The organism is Vibrio penaeicida (genome assembly GCF_002933855.1).
Classification (GTDB): Bacteria; Pseudomonadota; Gammaproteobacteria; order Enterobacterales; family Vibrionaceae; genus Vibrio; species Vibrio penaeicida_A.
The window spans coordinates 37891-58655 of record NZ_BFAQ01000049.1 but is presented as its reverse complement, the minus strand read 5'-3'; the positions used below and the strand labels follow the sequence as shown (position 1 = coordinate 58655).

The following is a 20765-nucleotide window of genomic DNA, read 5'->3' as shown; positions in this document are numbered from 1 at the left end:
TATTATCCTTTAGGCTTTACTGGCACAGGTTTAGCACTGCTCAAACGCATCTTAACGCGTTGCATAACGCTCATTCCTTGTGTAGGTGAACAAGAGTCCATATATGCCTTAGCTTGGGCGTCAGAATTCACACTTGGCTGAGTCTTCCATGCTGCTATTGCTTGGGGCACCATAGAAAACCCTTGGAAAAGCCCCTTAAATGTCGACCAAATAAGACCAGAGCGAACACCTCGCCAAACTAAAATACCCGTGTGGAATATCGCAGTTGGTAGAAAGGTTTTAAATTTAAAATGAAGATACGTTTTGTTTCGTACATCAAAAGTCCAGCGCCCACCAGTCCAAGCAACACGGTGCTCAGCAGAAACTTTGTGACCAATGACAACTTCCGGTGTGTACTTAATTTTGTAATGGGAATTCATCAAGCGTTTTGACAGATCAACTTCTTCATGTAAGAAAAAGAGGTCGGCATCGTAGCCATTGATCCCATCAAAGGCGTCACGTCTAAGCATGTGACCGGCCCCGACAAAACGATCAGTATAAAAAGATTGTACTGAAGCTTCTTCCGCACTTTGGTGGTAAGACCAACTTGTCAGGTCATCTTCTTGGCTGCCAAAGCGAAGAATGCGGAACGCTAATGCGCCGATTTCTGGTTCACTTTTCATGATTTCACATGCTTTTGCTAACTGATGCTCATCAATGAATTCAGCATCATTGTCCAGCGCGACAATAAAATCTCCAGTCCCTTGATCTGACGCCTGATTTCGTCCTCCTGGAACACCTAAATTAGTGCGATTACACACCAATTGTATGCGTGTATCTTTAAGACAATGCTGACGTAGCCGCGCCAATCCATCAGGTTGCGAACCTTGGTCAACAACAATAATCTTCAACTCAATACCTTGCTGAGTTAGTGCACTGTCTATAGCGTCAAGCGTATCGTCAATTCGATCCCAAGAAAGAATCGTGATATCAACGGTTGGTTTATCTAGCATTTCCATTATTTTGACCTAGCTTTGCTCGTAAGTACCGTAGTACTGGTAAGCATCCTGAGTTTTACTCTGATCTTGATTTAAAATGACACCTTCAATGACGCTCTTGTATTTAAGCATTCTAGAGATGGCGAAATTCAACTGATTTACTTTTGTGCTATTGGCTTTAACAACCATTACGCAGGAGGTAGTCACATTGGCAACCAGCATTGGGTCTGTAACGACATTCACTGGTGGTGTATCTATTATTATTCGGTCGTACTTATCACTCAGCAATTCAATCATTTCTTTGTATTGATCTGAGCCAAGCAACTCCTGAGGGTTGGGGATTAGCAGACCAGATGTCATTACATCTAATCCTGATTCCTCATGATGATAGATACAATCCTCAAGTTCAGCGCCCATCAGCAAGTAATTCGTCATCCCAGGTTGTGCGTTACTAAGGTTGAAACGCTCTCCAACCGATGGTTTACGAAGATCACAGTCGATAAGAAGCACTTTTTCCATTGCAGCGAATGATTCAGCTAAGCTAACGGATACCGTTGTTTTCCCTTCGCCAGGGACCGAAGAAGTGACCGCAACACACTTACGCTTGTTCTGCATAAGGGTTAACTTGAGGGAAGTACGAATACTCCGTATCGATTCACCAAACTCTTTGTGCTCCTTATCCAAGAAAAGCTCTGCGCCGATTTTTTCTTTGCGGTATTTTTTCGCTTTGATCTTTGGAACACTACCTAGACCAGAAAGCCCGACTTTGTTTTCAACATCAACACGTCTTTCAAAGGTGTTTCTCATCGCTTCTAGAATAAACGCCATCGCTAACCCAAATACAAAGGCACCGATCGCAGCAATCAAGATAATCAAGACTTTTCGAGGCTTAGCAGGCACCAAAGGTATATTGGCTTTGTCAGTAAAACGGGCAATAGCATTTTGGTAATCACTGGTTGCCGAAGTTTCTTTTTGGCGTGTTAAAAACAGATCATACAACTGTCGGTTGGTTTCCACTTCTCGTCTGCGGGTTTCAAATTCCGCTTTCTTTAACGTGACGGACTGGAATTCCTTTTTCTTCGATTCTAACTCTCTTTTTAACCCTCTTTCTTGCTCTAGGGCGGTCGAAAGCTCTTTCTCTATTCCTACAACAAGCTGTCTAAGAATCTTAGTCGAACGACTTTGTAATGCGTTCAATTCAGCCTTTGCACGAATCATCTTGTCATGCTTGGGACCGTATCGTTTTGATAGCTCAAAGACTCGCTTTTCAGCATCAACTTCGTTAGATCGAATATCCCGAATTTGTGGATGATTAGACACTTGCTTAATGGCGTATAAACTTGAGATGTCTGCGCTGCTGTTTTTTTGAAGGACTGAATACAAAGAGTCAGCAGCTAATCTTCGATCTCTTGCTTCAGAAAGTTGATTGGTGAGGTTGGTTAGCTCCGTCGTAGCTAACCCATCAATACCTGCGGCATCAACAAGACCTTCACGTTCCATAAAACTCGCCAACTTTCGTTCGGATGATTCCAGCTGTTGTTCAAGCTCTCCAAGGCGAGAGTTGATCCAAAGAGACGCTTGCTGATTTGCTTCCAGTTGCGATTCAATATGGTTTTGAATATAGGCCTCACCAACTGCATTCGCGACATTTGCAGCCAGTAGCGGATCATTCGAAAGATACGTGATGCTGACTAGCTGAGTATCTTTTACTGGGCTGACAGATAGGTTACGCTTGAATTCACGAAGAATAGTCTGGCGATGACTATCTCTGAGTTGCTCTTCAAGAATAGGGCGAGGTTTTTGGATATAATCGGACAACAGCGGTAGATCATAGAAAGCGTTCTTTACATCTTTAATAAATGCCTTGATTCCACTTGGCTCTGACTGATCAGTTTCGACAACATTCGCGTCGATAACACCAATACCCAGCTCGCTAATGACCTTCTCTGCAATCCGGTTTGATCGAATAATTTCATACTGGGTTTGATAATACTCTTGCTTACTGGTGTCAACGCCAACCACTTGCTCAATCGAAATCACTTTATTTTGCTGATTTTCAATTAACAAAGTGGACGTCGCTTTATATTCTGGCGTTATGGTAAGAACATAAAAAGTGACTAAAACCACAACAAAAAGGGTAAATGCTACAACGGACAATAGATTTTGTTTTACTAACTGAATGTATTTACTTAGGTCAATGAACTCGTCATTGCGCTTTAAGTCATCGCTTTTAACTATCATAAATTTTGAATTCTGATTCTTGTTGGATTAGAAAAAACTTTGCTCAATGACAATGATGTCACCAGGATTAACCGCTTTACTCAACGAAACGCCTTTCTGCGTTCCTCCGTCGCCATTCGGCGTTATGTTGATTTTTTTGCGTGCTGCTCTATCAGTAAAGCCACCAGCAAGCGCTATAGCTTTATCTACCGTAAGTCCAGGTTGGTATTCATAGCCTCCGGGCTTTTTAACTTCGCCGTTGACATAAATCTCTCGGAATGAAATAAAGTTAACCATTACCTTAGGCGTTATCAGGTAATCTCCCTTTAACCCCTTTTCAATAGCAAGCTTGAGTTGTTGTGCTGTTTGTCCTTTTGCGGTCATTTCACCCAAATATGGGTAATCAAAGGTTCCACTTGAATTGATCAACAATTCGTCGAACGATAGATCTGGCTCTCCGTAAACACTTATCTGAATACGATCACCAGGTCCAATTTGGTATGTAGTCGCAAAAGACGCTGAAAATGCCTTAAGCGGAAGCAGCAGTAATAGTGCTACCAAAGATAAAAATGTTTTATTCATAACCCCAACTAATATGCAATAGAACCAGAAACTGACCATACCGTTTGGTCGTAGCCATACCCTTCCCAGCTCGATGTTTTATTTGTTTTTCTGACTCCAACGAAGAAGTCGACTAATTCACTAAATTCATATCCAATATTCGCCGACCACTCAAAAGACTTATCATCTCTTAACACACCATTCTGGAAGGCACCGGTATATTCTTGAGATTGAGCCACCACGACGGCTCTGGTGTATATCTGTGGGCGCCAATAGTGTTTCCAGCCGACACTAAGATTCGTGTCTTTGACGTAGTCACCATCTTGATCCGGGTCTCTGGCAACCTGTTCGGTTTTAATGCTCCAAGTAGAGTGATATAACGGATTCCAATCCACCCCAACTAACCAGCTCAAACCAGTAAAATCTTCACGCTTTGCGTCAGTAAAGTCTTTATCTTGCAGACCAATCTTTGCATAGCCTTTTATTTTCCCAGTAGGATCCCACTCCAAACCTACAAAATAACTATTCGTATTACTGTCTTGGGAAGGCACACCATTTGCGGTAAGTGCATAGGTTTTCTTCGCGAACTCATACTCTAAAGTAGCTTTAGTATTGGCAAGCCATTGATAGGAAAACTTCAGCCCAGCGTAGCGATTGTCATAATCTCTAAAACGTGTGCTCCTACCATCGTTCGAGACGCCGAGATCCCGAAAATTCTTGTATTCAAGATCGTTGTAACCAAGCTTGGTCTCTATTTGCCCTTTTGCTCCGCTCGCACCATAGGTGTAGGTAGTCACAGCAGAACGCTGAAGATAATCCAGAGGGCTATCGATAGCAGTTGAAGTTCCATCCCCTTCACTCAAGCCTGTACCTCGGGCTTCATGAAGTTTGGCAATACGAAAATCGGCACGGACAGCATGGCGAAATCCTAACTTCAACGTATTTTTACTTTCGAAGAAGTGATCTGTGAAATCATCTCTTGAGCTAGAGAAATAGCGACCATCACTGATTTTGTAAGACAATAAGAATTCGTGTTCGCGAGGTTGAAACCGGACAGAAACACTTGGATCTATAACTAAAAACGAAGTGGATACTGCGTTTTCCGACTCAGACGTACGCAACAAATTATCATTTTGTCCGAATTTCGCTTTAACTCCAGGCGCAATCTCTATCCCCGACTCAGTTAAAAAAGGCTCTGCAGCTAAGGTGGCACTATGGGCAAAGGCTATTACTCCGAACACCAAACAAAGGGACTTTTTCAAGGAATATTTCATCGTCATAAGGTACTCGGTTTTAGTAAGCTGCTTTGCCAGTGAACCCTTTAAATATAGTCAGAAATACGATCTTTAGATCCATTCCAAATGACCAGTTTTGGATATAGGCCAAATCGAACTCAACGCGTTTTTCCATTTTATCGATAGTATCCGTTTCGCCGCGGTATCCGTTTACTTGTGCCCAACCTGTAATACCCGGCTTAACCTTATGGCGTAACATATACCTATCAACAATTTGGCGAAATTCTTCATTGTGGCTCACTGCATGTGGGCGAGGTCCTACGATCGACATAGAACCCTGAAGAACATTAAAAAACTGAGGAAGCTCGTCAAGAGATGTTCGACGAATAAAGGAACCGAAGCGAGTGACTCGTGGGTCGTTCTTTGTGGCTTGCTTAACCACTGTGCCGTTATCCATCACTTTCATTGAACGGAACTTCCACACTTTGATCTTTCTCCCATCCAATCCATACCGATCTTGTTTAAATAAAACGGGTCCAGGAGAAGAGAGCTTCACACCCAATGCAACCACAGCTAAGACAGGCGAAATCATCAGGAGAATGATGGAAGACAGAACGATATCTTCCACACGTTTAATCCACGAAGAAAAGCCATTAAACGGTGTGTCGAAAACACTTAAAGTGTGGACGTCACCAATGTGGTGCCATCGAGAGTGCAAAAGGTTATATGTAAAGAAATCGGGTACTAGGTAAGTATTGGCAGTCGTATCAGAAAAACGTGCTAGAAAGTCGGAGATTCGCTTATTGGCATGTAATGGCATTGCGATATAAACATGCTCTATCTCGCCATTTTTTGCACGTTCCAATGCTTTCTCTACATTGCCCAATATCTTATATGAGGTTGATTTTTGTAAGCGCTCTGCATTTCGTTCATCGTAAAAGCCATCCAATACGACACCATGCTGGTTGTTGCGTTCAATTTCACGCGCAAGCTTAAGACCATGCTCAGTAAAGCCGATAATAACGGCACGACGCGTATTGAAACCTTGTTTACGTAGGTTCAACAATACAATTCGGTAAACGCAACGCCAAAGCATTAACAGAATAGGAGCAACGATAAACCACGCACCTATAACAACACGTGAAAAATCTACGCCTGTTTTAGTGAAGTAGCCAAGAGCTAGGAGAATAACCGTGGCAATAAACCAAGGAAGTAACGTAAGTTGGCACTGCTCTCGTAATGTGTTGGTTCGCCATGAGCGATATAAGTTGGCGCTTTCGGCACCCAAGAGGTAGGAAATAATTGCGATAACACCGATCAAGTTATAATCGCGATTGAATTCACCGACATAAAAGAGGGTTAATACAAAAAGCGACCCACCTATAATTCCGATGTCAGCTAAACGAAATAAAAATGCAAATTCAGTTTCATAAGAGCGGATCAAGCCCTTTTTTTCCATATCCATATCTGACCGCTAGTTGTGTTGATTTAAAGTACACAGAATTTGCGCACCCCTTTTCCATACGAAATACGACTTAACCAACGTGACAACACAGATAATTATGCTTTGTTTGGTAAGTGTAATCGTAAAAGCCTAAAAGAGCTACGCGACTAGTTATTATGATTGTTAATTCGGTAGATAATTTATCGAAAAATTGAAATTATTTAAGTGGTTAAAAGAATGATTTTGTCAGGCACCAAAAGTAGTACTTCATTTCATCCTAATTTAGTGCCTAAACATCACCTGACTACAGTGAGAATCAGATTATAAGTGTTTCTTCGCCCAAGCCATTGCTTGAAGGCGATTTTTAACTTCTATTTTTTTAAAGATATTATATAAATGCGATTTGATAGTATGCTCACTTATGAATAACTTATCCGCAATTTCTATATTAGATTCCCCCGTTTTTAACGTTTCGAGGATTTCTATTTCTCTGCGGGTCAAATCTACTTGAATTGCCTCATCTTCCATGTAGCTTGAGTCATTTTTTTGATAAAAGCTCAATAGCTGATTGATTACTTTTCGAGGTAACCAATTTTCACCTTGGGAAATTGAGAGCAACCCATTGCATACGCTTTCAAGATCATCTCTTGCCCCAAAGCACCCATGAAGCTTTTTCCATTTAACTAATTCTTTAAATTCAATGTCTTGCTCGCTATTAAGCAAAACAACAGCGGTAAGCCCCTCAGATTTAGCCAGCGCCGAAGCGACCCAATCAATGTTATCCTTAACACTCAAATCCACAAGTGCGATAAACTCCTCTCCCATGAGCAGTTCGCTTTCCAAGCCATCATAATCTACTACTGTCACCAATAATGGGACGTGTGATTCAACATAACTTTTGAAATAGTTACTTTGAATGTTCTTGTTGGTAATGAATATTATATTAGCTTTATTACTTGTGTTATCCATACTAATACCAGTTTCCCATCAGTCTATGTTAATGCCTTTTTTGTAGGAGTATCTCCGTACTCATTGTTTTCCAGCATCATTCTTATCTAGTCAACCGACTTAATAAAGTAAGCAGAAACTTGAGAGTATACAATCGACAAGTGACTTTGCAAAAAAATCCATTCTATATATATCGTTTTATAACTGCTTTCTTACTATTGAGACGATAGATACCCTCTAAGAATCTTGTTGTATTTATAAAACTCGACTATTTACTTACACTTTCTAATGCATTACTAAGTCTAGCATTAGAATATTAGTGCATTTTCGAAACCTCAGCCCAAAAGTACTAGAATTTCGTCTCATGCAGAGACGGTACGATATTCTATGAATACACTAATATTAAAACATCGCTAATTTTTGAGGTCCCACGCAAATTTAAAGATAGTCGCACAGGTATATGAAATTTATTGTTGATATATTTCATTTTTCTTGAAATTAATTTTTCCCATAGTTATTGGTATCACAGACCAATAGGAACCCCATGAACTACACTTAAGTTTTAAGCATTACGACTGGAAATTATGAGTAACAGCCAACGAGAAATTACCCTGCGCTTTCTAGCAGAACCCACAGACGTTAACTTTGGTGGAAAAGTCCATGGTGGCGCCGTTATGAAATGGATTGATTTGGCGGCTTATGCGTGTGCTGCTGGGTGGAGCGGAAAATATTGCATTACCGCTTATGCGGGTGGTATACGATTTGTTGCCCCCATTCGCGTAGGTAACCTTGTCGAAGTCACAGCCAAGGTTATATACACAGGTCGTAGCTCGATGCACATTGCTCTTGATGTACAGGCTGGTGACCCAAAATCCGCTTCCAAAATACTTACTACGCACTGCATCGTCATCATGGTAGCCGTGGATGAAAACGGGCAGCCAACCCAAGTGCCTGAATGGGTACCTACAGATGCGAAGGATATTGAACTTCGCGAGTCTGCTATTCGACTAATGGATATGAGGAAGCAAATTGGTGCTGAGATGGAAGCACACGTAAAGGACAAATAGAAATTTAATCTTCAGCTCATGCTCGAAAGAAGTCTTCTGATGCAAACTTTTTTTGGTTAATTTTATGTGAATATGATCCAAATTTCTTCCTATCCAAATTAGCTCAACGCAAGCTCGCCCTTTGGCGTTTATCTTCTGTCTAATTTCATCGTCAAAGAACTTGGAAAGAACTCGTCATTCCAAGTTCTTTATGAATAGTGCGGCTTGAATTGAAACAGAACGTAGAGATCTGGATCCTGTCTCTAGAAGTTGTTTGAGTATAAAATCTAGATGCCACAACTTTTGAAGCTGCTGTCATCAATGTTTCATCTTTCTTTGCTCTAATACTCAATACTCTCGAACTATCATCATTCGGTTTGGCGCACAGTAAATTGAGCAATGATTAAATTAAGTGAACAAACAATCAAAGATTTGAAATCCGTTGAGTACCAGTGGGTTCGTACGCTTTATGCTGAAGGTTATCAATCCTATGAGATTAATCACTACATCCGGACTTGCTTTGGTGGAGATGATGTTTTTGCGGATTTATTTCGACGGGTAGCTCTTGATCAAGAGAGCATTTACGTATTAATGCGACATCTTGGCTGGGCGCCTTCCAACCGTGAATGTTTGTATGACAGAGCACTTTGAACCAACTCAAATAGAGTGATAGTCATTACACTCAATTTAAATTTACAACTTTCTCATTAATTAGATTGAACTGCCCCGCAATTTTTTTGATAAGTTAGTTACTTACTTTCAAATCAGCTTTGCACACAAACAATTCCTGCTATATTGAATCAATCTCTCATTCTTTCTATTTAACATTTGATCTTCACTATCAATTATAAAGCCACGAGTGAAGGTTTGAGAGTTTGTTATCCGCGCTCTTGTTTGTACTAAAAAAGTTGTTGCAATAAAAAGCCCAAGCTCAGAGCTCGGGCTATCGTTACAAAAACTGTTAGACAAATATGTAAGGAACTTAGCTAACAGCCAGCTATGCGTAACCAAGTAATTTGCAGCGTACTTAAATCAACTGATCAGCGGCCAAACCAATACGTTGATAGTACACAGATTATTATATTCGTGAATAATTCACGAACTCCTATTATCCTTTAACTCCTCCCGCTGTCAATCCTCCAATAAGCCATCTCTGCGCCAGTAAGAACACGATAGTAATTGGAATAGCAGATAAAACCGCCGCAGCAGCAAAGTCTCCCCATAGATAATTTTGCGGGTATAAGTATTGTTGCATACCAACAGCTAAAGTATAGGTTTCAACATCGGAAAGAAGCAAGGATGCAACAGGAACTTCGGTAATTGCAGCTATGAATGCCAAAATAAATACAACGGCGAGAATAGGCACAGAAAGTGGCAGTAAAACCAACCTGAAAGCTTGCCATGGTGTTGCACCATCTAGGGCCGCCGCTTCTTCCAATGATGAGTCAATTGTTTCGAAATAGCCTTTAATCGTCCAAACATGCAAGGTAATACCGCCTAAGTAGGAAAATATTAGCCCACCGTGTGTATTTAGACCCACAAATGGTATGTACTGCCCCAACCTATCAAACAACGCATACAAAGCCACCAGAGCCAATACAGCTGGAAACATCTGAAAGATCATCATTGCTTTCAATAAGGTTGTTTTCCCACCAAATTTTAGCCTTGCAAACGCATAAGCAGATGTCGTCGACAACGCCACAATAAGCACCGAGCTGATTGCGGCCACCTTGACTGAGTTCCATAACCACAACAAAACAGGGAATGGAGGCGGTGTCGCAGAGCCATCGGCGTGAGCCACCGTAAACCCAAGCGCCAACTTCCAGTGTTCTAGAGATGGGCTTGAAGGAATAATTTCCCCTGTTGCAAAATTGCCTTCGCGTAAAGAAATAGCAATGACCATAACTAGCGGGAATAGAATCAGAGCCAGAAAAAGCCAAAGCGCAATGTGCGTTGCCCAAACTCTGTATTTCAGCGATTGTCCTTGTACCATCGGCATAACTCTACTCCTAACGCTCAGACAGTTTGGTAAATTTAAGATTAAGGAGAGCCAGCCCACCCACCAATAGGAAAATCAGTGTTGCTATTGCGCTAGCAAGACCAAAATCTTGTCCACCAGACCCTTCAAACGCAATTCGATAGGTATAGCTTACCAACAAGTCGGTATAACCAGCAGGTTCTGACGTTCCGATGCGATTGGGTCCACCTTCTGTTAGCAGCATAATCATAACAAAGTTATTAAAATTGAAAGCAAATGTCGCAATTAGCAGCGGTGTTAGTGGTCGCATCATCAACGGCAGCGTGATATGGACAAAGTTCTTTATAGGACCAGCGCCATCAATAGCAGAGGCTTCATACAAATCAGCAGGAATGGCTTTTAATAAACCCATGCATAAAATCATCATATACGGGAAACCCAACCACGTGTTCACAACCAGCACCATGGTTTTGGCTAAAATGGGATCAGAGAACCAAGTAGGGCTGATCCCAAAAAGCGCATTCAACACCATGTTTATCTCACCGAAGCTTTGGTTGAATAATCCTTTAAAGATGAGGATAGAAATGAAAGACGGGACCGCATAAGGGAGGATCAGCATAACTCTGTAAACGGCTCTCCCCCTTAATGCCTCCCACTGAACAACGCTCGCTAATATCAAGCCAATAAACAGGGTGAACACCACCGTACAAACCGAAAATACTATCGTCCAAATAAAGATATTGATAAACGGTTCCTTTATTCCTTCATCTTTCCAAACACGCTCAAAGTTGTCGGTTCCGATGTTCACCACATACCCAGGGGAAACAGGATCACCTTTGAATTTGCCGTTTGAAAACACTTGATAGTAACCAATGTCGTCGTTGGGCTTTAGTGTTTGTTGGGTTTCTTGGTTGACCAGCGTTCTCTGGTCTTCAAGCAGATAATACTTAGGTTGTACCGCACCAAACTTTCTCAACCCGTTCATTGTCACTTCGTCACCGTTTGGTAGCGTAAGGGTTAGCGTAGAGAGTGTCTTACGGTGCTTTATGACGGTTTTCATTTTCTCTTTGCTTCCCATTGGTTTCGCAACAGGATGCAGCTGGATGACAGTCGATGTTATGTTGTCAAAATCGATAGCTGGTGATGCCGCCCATTTCCCCGATTGATCAACAAATATCTGGTAACCAATCTCAGAGCTGTGCAGTTGAAATGGGTAGCTCTCCCCGCTTTGAAAAGTTTGTCCAAGTAGAACAGATTGAGCTCGTTCGAATGAAAGCTGGTTCTTCGCGCTGTAATTAGTCAACGCTAAGCCAACGGTGTAAACCAAAGGAAATACAACAAACAAAATCATCCCCGCGACACCCGGGTAGATATATCGATGCGCGTAGGTTTTCTTATTACCAAAAATTGCAACGGCAAGCGCGGTTAACACAACTGTGAGTATCGCAAAAGCAAACTCACCTTGAACATACATTAGAATACTGGCGTAACCGTTAACTAAAGAAATCCCCCACAACACCAACCATTTGATGATAAGTCGTGCTGAGAAAGAACGTGAGGATACCGTTTCGCTCAACGATTCAGTGTTAGAAAATGACGGCATATAAAGACTCGCAGTGCAGCAAAGGAAGATAATTAGCACCACTACTTAGACGCAGTGATGCAATAGACTTACAACCCTGTCGGGTTACTTGGTCATTTGTTTCTCAGCGTCACTCAATGCCGCCTCTACGCCCTGGCGACCGTCGACAATGTTAATCACCGCATTTTTTGCAGAGCTCCAGAACGCGTTCATTTGAGGAATATTAGGCATAACCTCTCCGTTTTGCGCATTGATCATCGTCGCCGCTATACGCTTGTCCTTCGCAATCTCTTGTTGGAATGTGTTTAACGCTACGGCACCTAGAGGTTTGTCGTTATTGATGGTACGTAAGCCTTCGTTTGTCAGTAAGTAGCTTTCAATAAATTCAACCGCTAAATCTTTATTTGGAGAAGCTGTACTGATACCTGCAGTTAATACACCAACAAACGGTTTGGATGGCTGACCATTGAATTTTGGAAGTGTCGCTACCCCGTAATTGATGCCCGATTTCTCAATATTCCCCCAAGCCCAAGGTCCGTTAATTGTCATTGCAACGTTGCCTTTGTTGAACTCCGACTCAGACACCGAATAATCCATATCTGGAGAAATCACACCTTTATCAGCCAGCGATTTAACAAAGTTCATTGCTGCCGCTACGCCTTCTTTATTGATGCCGGCATCTTTTACGTCGTAGCCACCTATTGTACTCTTAAACGCATAACCACCATCCGCCGCCATTAGTGGCCATGTGAAGTAAGGTTCTTTTAGGTTCCACATAATGGCAGATTTACCGTCTTTCTTTAGTTTTGCATTAAGTGTTTCCATCTCCTCCCAGTTTTGAGGAGGGTTCGGCAGTAAATCTTTATTGTAAATCAGAGATAAAGATTCGACAGCGACTGGGTAACCAATGAATTTACCTTTGTAAGTAACCGCATCCCATGCAAAATCGACAATGCCTTCTTTGATTTCCTTGGACGGGTTTACTTCAACTAATAAACCGGATTCTGCATAACCACCAAAACGGTCGTGCGCCCAAAAAACAATATCGGGTCCATCTCCAGTAGATGCAGTTTGCGGAAACTTGTCTTGCAAAGAATCTGGGTGCGCAACCGTCACCTTGATGCCAGTATCCTCCTCAAACTGCTTGCCCACTTCGGCTAAACCGTTGTAACCCTTGTCACCGTTAATCCAAATCGTTAACTGCCCTTCTTCAATAGCCGCACTTGCAGCGAAAGAACCAAGAGAAGCAAGGGTGCAAAGCGCAAATGCACGAACTGGAGCTTTCATATAGTTATCCTTTTTAATATGTAGAGGTACGCGGATAATAGTGCTCGAACGGTAGGGAAACATCATCATCCTAAATGCTACGCCTTCCCTCAGACACTGGCGTTTCGTGACCGTCATTGTATTTATCAATAACTCCAGATCACAAAATGTGAAGATTCTGTGACTTCCACCTCGCCCACTAATTTCTAGGCACGTTAAGGATTGTTGAATGTACGCGGGGTCTCCTCCTTGACTACTCCCCCTATTCCCCACTCACTTAGGATGATCCATTTTATTTCGCAATCGGTCATTATAGTGAATCAACAAGCACAATTATTTTTGAGGCTTCTGAAGGTCTTTGATATTTTAAAAAACCTCTAATCTCGAAAAATCTTTATAGCTCAAAAGGTTAATCTAAGGAAAGCGATATGGCGAGCGTTACGCTTAAAAACGTGTCAAAAGCTTATGGTGACATACTTATCTCAAAAAATATCGACTTAGAAGTTGAACAGGGAGAGTTTGTCGTATTCGTAGGACCGTCAGGCTGTGGAAAGTCGACATTACTTCGATGTATCGCTGGGCTTGAAGACATTACATCAGGCGATCTCTACATTGGCGACAAAAGAATGAACGATATTGAGCCATCAAAACGTGGAGTGGGAATGGTCTTTCAATCTTATGCACTCTACCCTCACCTCAATTTATTCGACAACATGTCATTTGGTCTCAAATTAGCTAAAGCCAATAAAAACGAAATAAAGAAACGAGTCACTGAAGCTGCTGATATTTTGCAATTAACGCCACTACTCCATCGCCAGCCTAAAGCTCTGTCCGGCGGTCAACGTCAACGCGTGGCAATCGGACGCACGCTGGTTTCGCAACCAGACGTTTTTCTGCTAGATGAGCCACTTTCTAATCTGGATGCTGCATTAAGAGTCCAAATGCGAAGTGAGATCACTAAACTGCAACGCCAACTTGGCTGCACAATGATCTACGTAACCCACGATCAAGTCGAAGCTATGACAATGGCAGATAAAATTGTGGTTTTGGATTCAGGTTATGTTTCTCAGATAGGAAAACCTCTAGAACTTTATCATTACCCTAAAAATCAATTTGTCGCAGGATTCATCGGTTCACCAACGATGAACTTTATTGATGTAAAAATAGAAAAAGCCGAATCAAATCGAGTTTTGATTCAGACAGAGGAAGGTCAAGCCTTTTGGATTCAAGTAGATGGGTCCACGGTGCGCTCTGGTGAAAAGATGACAATGGGTATAAGACCAGAACACCTTGTAGAGCATTCAGTATCGGATCATATTATGAATGGTACGGTTCAAGCGGTTGAAAAACTAGGAAATGAAACGCAAATCTACCTAAGCTTGAATGATTCAGGTACTCAAGTCATTTATAGAGCGCCAGATACCATTGAGGTAGAGCCCAACCAACCTTTTACTATTGGAATTCCTGCTCATCGATGCCACTTGTTCCACAAAGATGGGGGAGCGTGCCAGCGTTTGTACAAAGAGAAAGGTGTTTAAGAACAATATGGCTTCTGGCGGACTTGGAAGTCATAGTAACTACCAAGCAAGGTTGATGTTGATTATCCCTTTAACAGCTAACTCGAAGTATCAGACCACTTTATGCGGTTATACACTTCTTCGTGAAGTGTTTGGTTAGATTGTTCAAGACGCAAAATCAATGATTCAATTTTATCCACCCAATTCACATCTTTATTTCGATCGAGAGCTTTGTCATCAATATTCGTTTCATGCTCTTTGTCAGCCATCACTGTGCTCCCCAAAATCCACTCTATTCCTAAACACCATCATCAATCTACAGATTTTGGGGGCTATACCACCCAAATAAAAGTTCTTAGGAAAGCTATATCATAATCATAGCCCATCTTTTTGTGGGAGGAGCAAAGTCGTTAAACTAATTCTTCTTGGCTAATGTTTTCTTTTGCCCAAATCAAAGCTTGAAGACGATTTTTTGCATGGATTTTCTTAAATAAGTTATGCAAATGTGTTTTGACCGTATTTTCACTAACGAACAGTTTGTCTGCAATCTCTGTGTTCGTTGCCCCCTTAGCCAAATGTCGAATGATCTGTTGTTCTCGGCGAGTCAGTTTTGAATAAAGCGCGTTAGTGGTGCTCTTTTGGCGCTGCCGATAATACATTATGTATTCTTGAGCTAACTTACGGCTTAACCACATCTCACCGTTTTGAATGGCACTCATGCCTTTTGATAGCGTATCAATATCATCATCCAAATAGAACACGCCCACCAAGTTCGTCCAATCCAACAGTTTTCTTGAATCGATATCTTTCTCGCAATTCAGTAAAACTTCTTGGCTTTGTGGAAAGTAGCGATTTTTGTACTGCAAATACTTTGGCAAAAAACCAGAATTAATAGCACTCATGTCAATAACAACAAAGTTATCTGCCTCGAGAGATAAACCAAACTCTCTGTCTTCTAATATCGAATTGAGCTGTAAAGCTTTCACATATATGTGCAGTTTTTCTTCTAAAGACCGCTGAAGTAGCTGTGATTGCATTGTGTTATTTGTTATTAGAGTAAACACCACAGTGTTCCTTTTAATTATTTTGCCAACCGGGCTGAGCTGTATACGTTATAAATATAAACGGCAATGTCAAGGCACACACTTCAAATACAACAAAATGCGTATAACCACAACACTTAAGCTATTGATTATATGAGAGTCTCATTTGTGAGAAATGTCTTTTATTCTATATTTCGAATTCTGTTCGAATAACTTTATCGAATGGAGAACCCATTAATAAAGTGACAAGAATCACTAATTCTTGCTTATATTTAATTCTAGATATCACTTAAAGCGTTATTATTTAGAATGCTGTCTTGCCCACCCATAATATCATTATCCACTTTATGGCTTATATTGGTATTGATTTTAATATCAATTAATAGAAAATTGAGTGAACATGCAAAACTCAGATTCACATTGGTGAACTTGGTTCAAATAAATGGTCGTTCATACTGTTATATATTGAAGTAGTCTCAAAACAAAAAAATCAAGCATCGATAATACTGCATGATAAACTCAAAGGCTCGCTAAAATAAAAGCGCCTATTCAGGCGCTTTTATACTCTATATCCACGTTAGAGAAGTTTCTAATGAACTGGCTTGGTGCCTTTTTCAGAAAATTTGCCGAAGTACTCTTCCATGATCTCAGGAGTCAATTTCCCTTCCGCTTCAAGTTCTTTTAATTTAGCAACAATTTCTCGTTGCTCTTCCAAAGAAGGAAGTTTTACTTCAGGTTCACTGACGACCTCTTCGGTCATTGCGGCCAGATCTTTATCGAAATCACTCATAACGTACTACCTTAAAAATAATTTTCTAAATTCTAACTATTCATCACCGTGGATTCCAGCAGAAATGAAAGCTTTGCACTCCTTAGAGCTTAAAGTTACTCACCATGGCATCCAAACGTTTAGATAGCGACTGAAGCTCTGCGCTCGCATCTGCAAGCTCTTGTGCCGTGCCTGTAGTTAGCTCATTAATCGCATTGATCTCTTCAATGTTTTCATTAATGGTATGAACCACCGTCGACTGCTCTTCAGTTGCTGTTGCCACCTGAGTATTACGGTCAGAAATATCGCTGATGCTCTCTGAAATACGCCCAAGCACTTCCACAGCTTGATCGGTCGATTCAACCCCTTCCATTGTCACTTCTTGACCAGCTTCCATAGCAGAAACCGCATCTTGAGCATCCGCTTGAAGTTGATTAATCATTTTCTGAATTTCTTCTGTCGAATCTGCGGTACGACTTGCAAGGTTTCGCACTTCATCAGCAACGACGGCAAAACCACGTCCTTGCTCCCCTGCTCGCGCCGCTTCAATGGCTGCATTTAACGCCAGCAAGTTGGTTTGCTCCGATATATCGCGAATAACATCCAGTATGGAGCCAATGTCTTGTGTGGTTCCAGCCAGCTTCTGTACAACACCGCCAATATGGTCGATATCCGATGCCAATCGGCTAATCGCATCTTTGGCACGGAATACAACACCACGACCATCTTCCGTATTAGATTCTGCGCCACTTGCCGTTTCCGCAGCGGTTGCCGCATTGGAAGCAATTTCACTGATCGTTGCACCCATTTGATTGATAGCAGTCACCACTTGAATGGTCTGGTCACGCTGATTTTGACTGTTGTCATGCGTAATATGAGACTTCTCAGCCACACCTTCCGCAGCAATCTGCAAAGCGTTACTGGTTGCTGCAACCTCTTTGACGGAGTTATGAATCTTCTCGATAAAGCCATTAAAGCCCTGAGAGAGCTTTGCAATCTCATCATTCCCATTAATTTCTATGCGCTGCGCTAAGTTACCGTCGCCTTCACCTAGCTGGCGGAAACGCTCCGCAATCACGTTAATAGGTTTGGTAATACTGCTCGCAAGAATCAGGCTCAATACAACAAAAATCAAAGCAACAATTAGCGTAGTCAGCATCATTTTTTGCGCGGTAGAATCGAGCTCTGCAAACACCTCTTCGACTGGCACTTGCGCCACAATAAACCAATCCATCGAAGCCACATATTGGCTTACAACAAATACATCTTTGCCGTCATATTGAGCACGAACGATGTTATAACCCGATTTATTTAAAAGCTTCGAAGCTTCTGAACCATAGATACCCGCTAGATCAGAATCCGATTTTGAAGATTGCTTATGAATCTGAACCTTTCCCGACGAATCTGTTAAAAAAACAAAGCCCGATTGCTCTATCTGAAAACTATTCAATAGAGAAACCATATCGTTTAAAGATTTAGAGAGGCCAGACATCGTCTTACCAGATACAATCTGATAGTTGGCGAACATTTTCACTTCGCCCGTCGATTCCGTAAATACACTCACCATGGTTTCCTGACCTGATGATGTAAAACCAAAAAACCAGCCATCTTGCTGACGGGTTAACTGACGCAAAAAGCCATTCTGATTCCAATAATAAGCAGTATCACGATTGGCAACTGATGCATCATTCAATTTGTATTGGCTACGAATATTATTAAGCTGGTCAACCAACATTTTTTCCGTTGCTGGATCTCGTTCCGTAGAGTTAACAGCTTGTTGAATGAACGTGTTGTTTGCTATTTGCTCCGCAGCTGAGAGAAGCTGGGTGACTTCCTGATCCACTTCAGAGCTGACTAGGTTAAGCATGGATGGAAGCTCAATTTCAACCAAGCGATGCTCCAATACATCACGCGCTTGGTTTTGAGCCATAAAGCCAACAATACTGGTCGAAGCCAATACCGCGAATGCCATGCCAATTACGATCTTTTGTTTAATGTTCATAGATAGAGAACCGAACATACGATTGCCTTATTAAAAACTTAGGTAGGAGGAGTCTCCAGCACTCTTGATTTTGTCAATACAATTTGAGGTGGAGGAGGTAACAGTTTGTAACTTATCGACAGAGTATACAGAACCTTTACTGACTTTATTACAAATTACTTGTAAGCATTTTATGAATTTACACACAGTGTCTTGATTTTTCTAAACGAACCAATATCTTGTTGCTGAACTTTTTTAGATTTTATTAGTCGGACTTGTCGACTAATTTGTAAATTGGAGCCTTTCAACGCATGCAAGTGAACCTATTTCAACAATTGCAGACGCATTTAAACTCACAAGTCATTGGACAAAGTGAGCTGGTAAAGCAAATCCTCGTCGCTTTACTAGCAGACGGTCACATTTTGGTAGAAGGCCCGCCAGGGTTAGCGAAAACGCGCGCCGTAAAATGTTTAGCCGACTGTATTGAAAGTGATTTTCACCGAGTCCAGTTCACACCAGACTTACTGCCTGCCGACCTGACAGGCACGGATATCTATCGACCAGAAACTGGATCGTTTTCCTTTCAGAAAGGTCCCATATTCCATTCACTGATTCTTGCCGACGAAATTAACCGAGCGCCAGCCAAAGTCCAAGCCGCTATGCTTGAAGCCATGGCAGAAGGACAAGTAACTGCTGGCAGCCAAACCTATTCACTGCCTGAACTTTTTTTAGTCATTGCGACACAAAACCCAATCGAGCAAGAAGGCACATACCCGCTGCCTGAGGCCCAACTGGATCGTTTCCTACTGCACCTTGAAGTGGATTATCCAGATGCTGAAAGCGAATTGGCTATCCTTCGTCTGAACCGTGGTGAAGCGTTGAGCGACGAGAAAACAGAACAAATCACGATAAGCCAACGCGATATTTTTGCTGCGCGTAAAGAAGCCCTCAGCCTGCATATGGAAGAGTCCATTGAGCAATACATCATTCGCTTGGTGATGGCGACGCGTCAGCCAAGTCAATACAGTGATGAGCTTGCTCAATGGCTAGAAATGGGTGTAAGCCCGCGTGCCACTATTGCGCTAGACAGAGCCGCTCGTGCTCACGCTTGGCTTAGTGGTCGTGACTTTGTGTCGCCAGAAGATGTTCAAGCGATGGCTTATCCAGTACTGAGACACAGAATGCTATTAAGTTATTCTGCGCAAGCACAAGGCATCAGCGCTAATCATGCCGTCAAAACCATTCTTTCACTGGTCGGCAGCGCGTAAGAGTTCACTATGTCCAACATGCCTCCTTACGCCAATGGCGCTTTTCTTTCAATTGAAGAGCTGCTTTATTACAAAAGTCAGACTGCAAAATGGCTACCTCCCGCGAAAAGCTTGTGGTCTCAACTCAGTGGAAGTCATCAAAGCCGCAGCAAAGGCCGTGGAATGAACTTTTCTGAAGTTCGCCAATACCAAGCTGGGGACGATATTCGATCCATCGATTGGCGAGTCACCGCTCGTACCGGAAAGGCTCATACGAAGTTGTTTGAAGAAGAGCGTGAGCAGCCGGTTATTTTGCTTATCGACCTGAGTAGCCAAATGCGATTTGGTTCTTCTTTGCTGCTTAAATCCGTTCAAGCAGCTCATATGGCAAGCCTAATCGGATGGTTAACGGTTCAAGCGGGGGATAGGCTCGGCACTGTGATATCGACTGGGAACGAGATAGTCGACGTTAAGCCTATGGCACGTGCAAAAGGGGTATTGAGCGTTATTGAAGCCATCATAGAAGCTCATAACCATGCGTTGCAAAACGTCGACCAATCACCAGCATCTATCAACTGGTCTACGTCACTGCAAGAGCTTCATAGACTCAGCCCTAAAGGCAGTGAGATCATCCTGCTGAGCGATTTCATATCGTTTAGCGAACCAGACTTCACCCTTCTTAGCCAAATAGCTCAACACAATCGTCTACGTGCCATTCAGTTTTATGATCCTCTCGAACAAGGGGAAACAAGGTACAAGGGGCAAAATGCGGTTAGCGATGGCAAGCAGAGTCGATGGGTGGATTTTTCATCTTCCAAAACCAAACACAGTTTTCGTCAGGATTTCAGCGCACGCTCAGAAATGTTAAAGAATGGATTTCTGAAACAAGGCATTCATTTTAGTCAAATTTCAGCTGGCGATAACCTGATGAACCAATTACACAGAGGTTAG

General features: G+C 42.0%; 18 protein-coding genes. 5 read left to right on the top strand and 13 right to left on the bottom strand.

Annotation, left to right across the window (positions count from 1 at the left end; all coding sequences use genetic code 11):
* Window positions 1-2 precede the first annotated feature (2 nt).
* From VPNCDNU1_RS24660 to VPNCDNU1_RS24635, 6 genes are all read right to left on the bottom strand, one after another.
* Entirely contained in the window at window positions 3-998 is a 996-nt protein-coding gene (locus VPNCDNU1_RS24660; RefSeq protein ID WP_104402824.1) for a glycosyltransferase family 2 protein, read from the bottom strand.
* Window positions 999-1007: 9 nt separating this feature from the next.
* Window positions 1008-3218, bottom strand: a complete 2211-nt coding sequence (locus tag VPNCDNU1_RS24655; RefSeq protein ID WP_104402823.1) for a GumC family protein — start codon at window positions 3216-3218, stop codon at window positions 1008-1010.
* A gap of 27 nt (window positions 3219-3245) precedes the next feature.
* Window positions 3246-3779, bottom strand: a complete 534-nt coding sequence (locus VPNCDNU1_RS24650) for a polysaccharide biosynthesis/export family protein (protein ID WP_104402899.1) — start codon at window positions 3777-3779, stop codon at window positions 3246-3248.
* 8 nt (window positions 3780-3787) lie between these two features.
* Complete coding sequence (locus VPNCDNU1_RS24645; protein WP_104402822.1) at window positions 3788-5038, bottom strand: outer membrane beta-barrel protein; 1251 nt, start codon at window positions 5036-5038, stop codon at window positions 3788-3790.
* A gap of 13 nt (window positions 5039-5051) precedes the next feature.
* The gene (locus VPNCDNU1_RS24640) at window positions 5052-6452 is read right to left on the bottom strand and encodes an undecaprenyl-phosphate glucose phosphotransferase (protein WP_104402821.1); all 1401 of its coding nucleotides are present in this window, start codon (window positions 6450-6452) and stop codon (window positions 5052-5054) included.
* 306 nt (window positions 6453-6758) lie between these two features.
* On the bottom strand, window positions 6759-7406 hold the full coding sequence (locus VPNCDNU1_RS24635) for a LuxR C-terminal-related transcriptional regulator (protein WP_104402820.1): 648 nt from the start codon (window positions 7404-7406) through the stop codon (window positions 6759-6761).
* Window positions 7407-7969: 563 nt separating this feature from the next.
* Between VPNCDNU1_RS24635 and VPNCDNU1_RS24630 the strand changes: the two genes are divergently transcribed.
* On the top strand, window positions 7970-8452 hold the full coding sequence (locus VPNCDNU1_RS24630) for an acyl-CoA thioesterase (RefSeq protein ID WP_104402819.1): 483 nt from the start codon (window positions 7970-7972) through the stop codon (window positions 8450-8452).
* Between the two features lie 378 nt (window positions 8453-8830).
* Complete coding sequence (locus VPNCDNU1_RS24625) at window positions 8831-9082, top strand: hypothetical protein (RefSeq protein ID WP_104402818.1); 252 nt, start codon at window positions 8831-8833, stop codon at window positions 9080-9082.
* Window positions 9083-9539: 457 nt separating this feature from the next.
* Here VPNCDNU1_RS24625 and malG read toward each other — a convergent pair whose 3' ends face one another.
* The 3 genes from malG to malE form a co-directional block, all read right to left on the bottom strand.
* Window positions 9540-10430: a maltose ABC transporter permease MalG gene (gene malG, locus VPNCDNU1_RS24620; RefSeq protein WP_104402817.1), complete on the bottom strand. Its 891-nt coding sequence runs from the start codon at window positions 10428-10430 to the stop codon at window positions 9540-9542.
* A gap of 10 nt (window positions 10431-10440) precedes the next feature.
* Complete coding sequence (gene malF, locus VPNCDNU1_RS24615; protein WP_104402816.1) at window positions 10441-12012, bottom strand: maltose ABC transporter permease MalF; 1572 nt, start codon at window positions 12010-12012, stop codon at window positions 10441-10443.
* 84 nt (window positions 12013-12096) lie between these two features.
* Window positions 12097-13278: a maltose/maltodextrin ABC transporter substrate-binding protein MalE gene (malE, locus tag VPNCDNU1_RS24610; RefSeq protein ID WP_104402815.1), complete on the bottom strand. Its 1182-nt coding sequence runs from the start codon at window positions 13276-13278 to the stop codon at window positions 12097-12099.
* Window positions 13279-13685: 407 nt separating this feature from the next.
* Here malE and malK point away from each other — a divergent pair, with 407 nt between their 5' ends.
* A complete protein-coding gene (gene malK / locus VPNCDNU1_RS24605) occupies window positions 13686-14795 on the top strand; it encodes a maltose/maltodextrin ABC transporter ATP-binding protein MalK (RefSeq protein ID WP_104402814.1) in 1110 nt (369 codons plus the stop codon).
* Window positions 14796-14872: 77 nt separating this feature from the next.
* On the opposite strand, the gene VPNCDNU1_RS28930 is transcribed toward malK, so the two are convergent.
* The 4 genes from VPNCDNU1_RS28930 to VPNCDNU1_RS24590 all read right to left on the bottom strand — a co-directional run bounded on the left by VPNCDNU1_RS28930 (window position 14873) and on the right by VPNCDNU1_RS24590 (window position 18606).
* Window positions 14873-15043, bottom strand: coding sequence for a hypothetical protein (locus VPNCDNU1_RS28930; RefSeq protein WP_167404883.1), 171 nt, complete (start codon window positions 15041-15043; stop codon window positions 14873-14875).
* 141 nt (window positions 15044-15184) lie between these two features.
* Window positions 15185-15859, bottom strand: a complete 675-nt coding sequence (locus VPNCDNU1_RS24600) for a LuxR C-terminal-related transcriptional regulator (protein ID WP_371410816.1) — start codon at window positions 15857-15859, stop codon at window positions 15185-15187.
* Between the two features lie 547 nt (window positions 15860-16406).
* The gene (locus VPNCDNU1_RS24595) at window positions 16407-16607 is read right to left on the bottom strand and encodes a chromosome partitioning protein ParA (protein ID WP_104402812.1); all 201 of its coding nucleotides are present in this window, start codon (window positions 16605-16607) and stop codon (window positions 16407-16409) included.
* A gap of 82 nt (window positions 16608-16689) precedes the next feature.
* Window positions 16690-18606 carry a methyl-accepting chemotaxis protein gene (locus VPNCDNU1_RS24590; protein ID WP_104402811.1) on the bottom strand — a complete coding sequence of 639 codons (1917 nt, stop codon included), beginning with the start codon at window positions 18604-18606 and terminating at the stop codon, window positions 16690-16692.
* Window positions 18607-18878: 272 nt separating this feature from the next.
* On the opposite strand from VPNCDNU1_RS24590, the gene VPNCDNU1_RS24585 reads away from it, so the two are divergent.
* Together VPNCDNU1_RS24585 and VPNCDNU1_RS24580 are read left to right on the top strand one after the other, a co-directional pair.
* Window positions 18879-19835, top strand: coding sequence for an AAA family ATPase (locus VPNCDNU1_RS24585; protein WP_104402810.1), 957 nt, complete (start codon window positions 18879-18881; stop codon window positions 19833-19835).
* Window positions 19836-19844: 9 nt separating this feature from the next.
* Window positions 19845-20765: a DUF58 domain-containing protein gene (locus VPNCDNU1_RS24580; protein ID WP_104402809.1), complete on the top strand. Its 921-nt coding sequence runs from the start codon at window positions 19845-19847 to the stop codon at window positions 20763-20765.

What these genes read in the sequence shown, in the direction of transcription:
- VPNCDNU1_RS24590 (WP_104402811.1), bottom strand. Translation starts at nt 18,606, where the DNA reads ATGTTCGGTTCTCTATCTATGAACATTAAACAAAAGATCGTAATTGGC.
- VPNCDNU1_RS24585 (WP_104402810.1), top strand. Translation starts at nt 18,879, where the DNA reads ATGCAAGTGAACCTATTTCAACAATTGCAGACGCATTTAAACTCACAA.
- VPNCDNU1_RS24635 (WP_104402820.1), bottom strand. Translation starts at nt 7,406, where the DNA reads ATGGATAACACAAGTAATAAAGCTAATATAATATTCATTACCAACAAG.
- VPNCDNU1_RS24640 (WP_104402821.1), bottom strand. Translation starts at nt 6,452, where the DNA reads ATGGAAAAAAAGGGCTTGATCCGCTCTTATGAAACTGAATTTGCATTT.
- malG (WP_104402817.1), bottom strand. Translation starts at nt 10,430, where the DNA reads ATGCCGATGGTACAAGGACAATCGCTGAAATACAGAGTTTGGGCAACG.
- VPNCDNU1_RS24630 (WP_104402819.1), top strand. Translation starts at nt 7,970, where the DNA reads ATGAGTAACAGCCAACGAGAAATTACCCTGCGCTTTCTAGCAGAACCC.
- malF (WP_104402816.1), bottom strand. Translation starts at nt 12,012, where the DNA reads ATGCCGTCATTTTCTAACACTGAATCGTTGAGCGAAACGGTATCCTCA.
- VPNCDNU1_RS24660 (WP_104402824.1), bottom strand. Translation starts at nt 998, where the DNA reads ATGGAAATGCTAGATAAACCAACCGTTGATATCACGATTCTTTCTTGG.
- VPNCDNU1_RS24580 (WP_104402809.1), top strand. Translation starts at nt 19,845, where the DNA reads ATGTCCAACATGCCTCCTTACGCCAATGGCGCTTTTCTTTCAATTGAA.
- malK (WP_104402814.1), top strand. Translation starts at nt 13,686, where the DNA reads ATGGCGAGCGTTACGCTTAAAAACGTGTCAAAAGCTTATGGTGACATA.
- VPNCDNU1_RS28930 (WP_167404883.1), bottom strand. Translation starts at nt 15,043, where the DNA reads ATGGCTGACAAAGAGCATGAAACGAATATTGATGACAAAGCTCTCGAT.
- VPNCDNU1_RS24595 (WP_104402812.1), bottom strand. Translation starts at nt 16,607, where the DNA reads ATGAGTGATTTCGATAAAGATCTGGCCGCAATGACCGAAGAGGTCGTC.
- malE (WP_104402815.1), bottom strand. Translation starts at nt 13,278, where the DNA reads ATGAAAGCTCCAGTTCGTGCATTTGCGCTTTGCACCCTTGCTTCTCTT.
- VPNCDNU1_RS24645 (WP_104402822.1), bottom strand. Translation starts at nt 5,038, where the DNA reads ATGACGATGAAATATTCCTTGAAAAAGTCCCTTTGTTTGGTGTTCGGA.
- VPNCDNU1_RS24650 (WP_104402899.1), bottom strand. Translation starts at nt 3,779, where the DNA reads ATGAATAAAACATTTTTATCTTTGGTAGCACTATTACTGCTGCTTCCG.
- VPNCDNU1_RS24655 (WP_104402823.1), bottom strand. Translation starts at nt 3,218, where the DNA reads ATGATAGTTAAAAGCGATGACTTAAAGCGCAATGACGAGTTCATTGAC.
- VPNCDNU1_RS24625 (WP_104402818.1), top strand. Translation starts at nt 8,831, where the DNA reads ATGATTAAATTAAGTGAACAAACAATCAAAGATTTGAAATCCGTTGAG.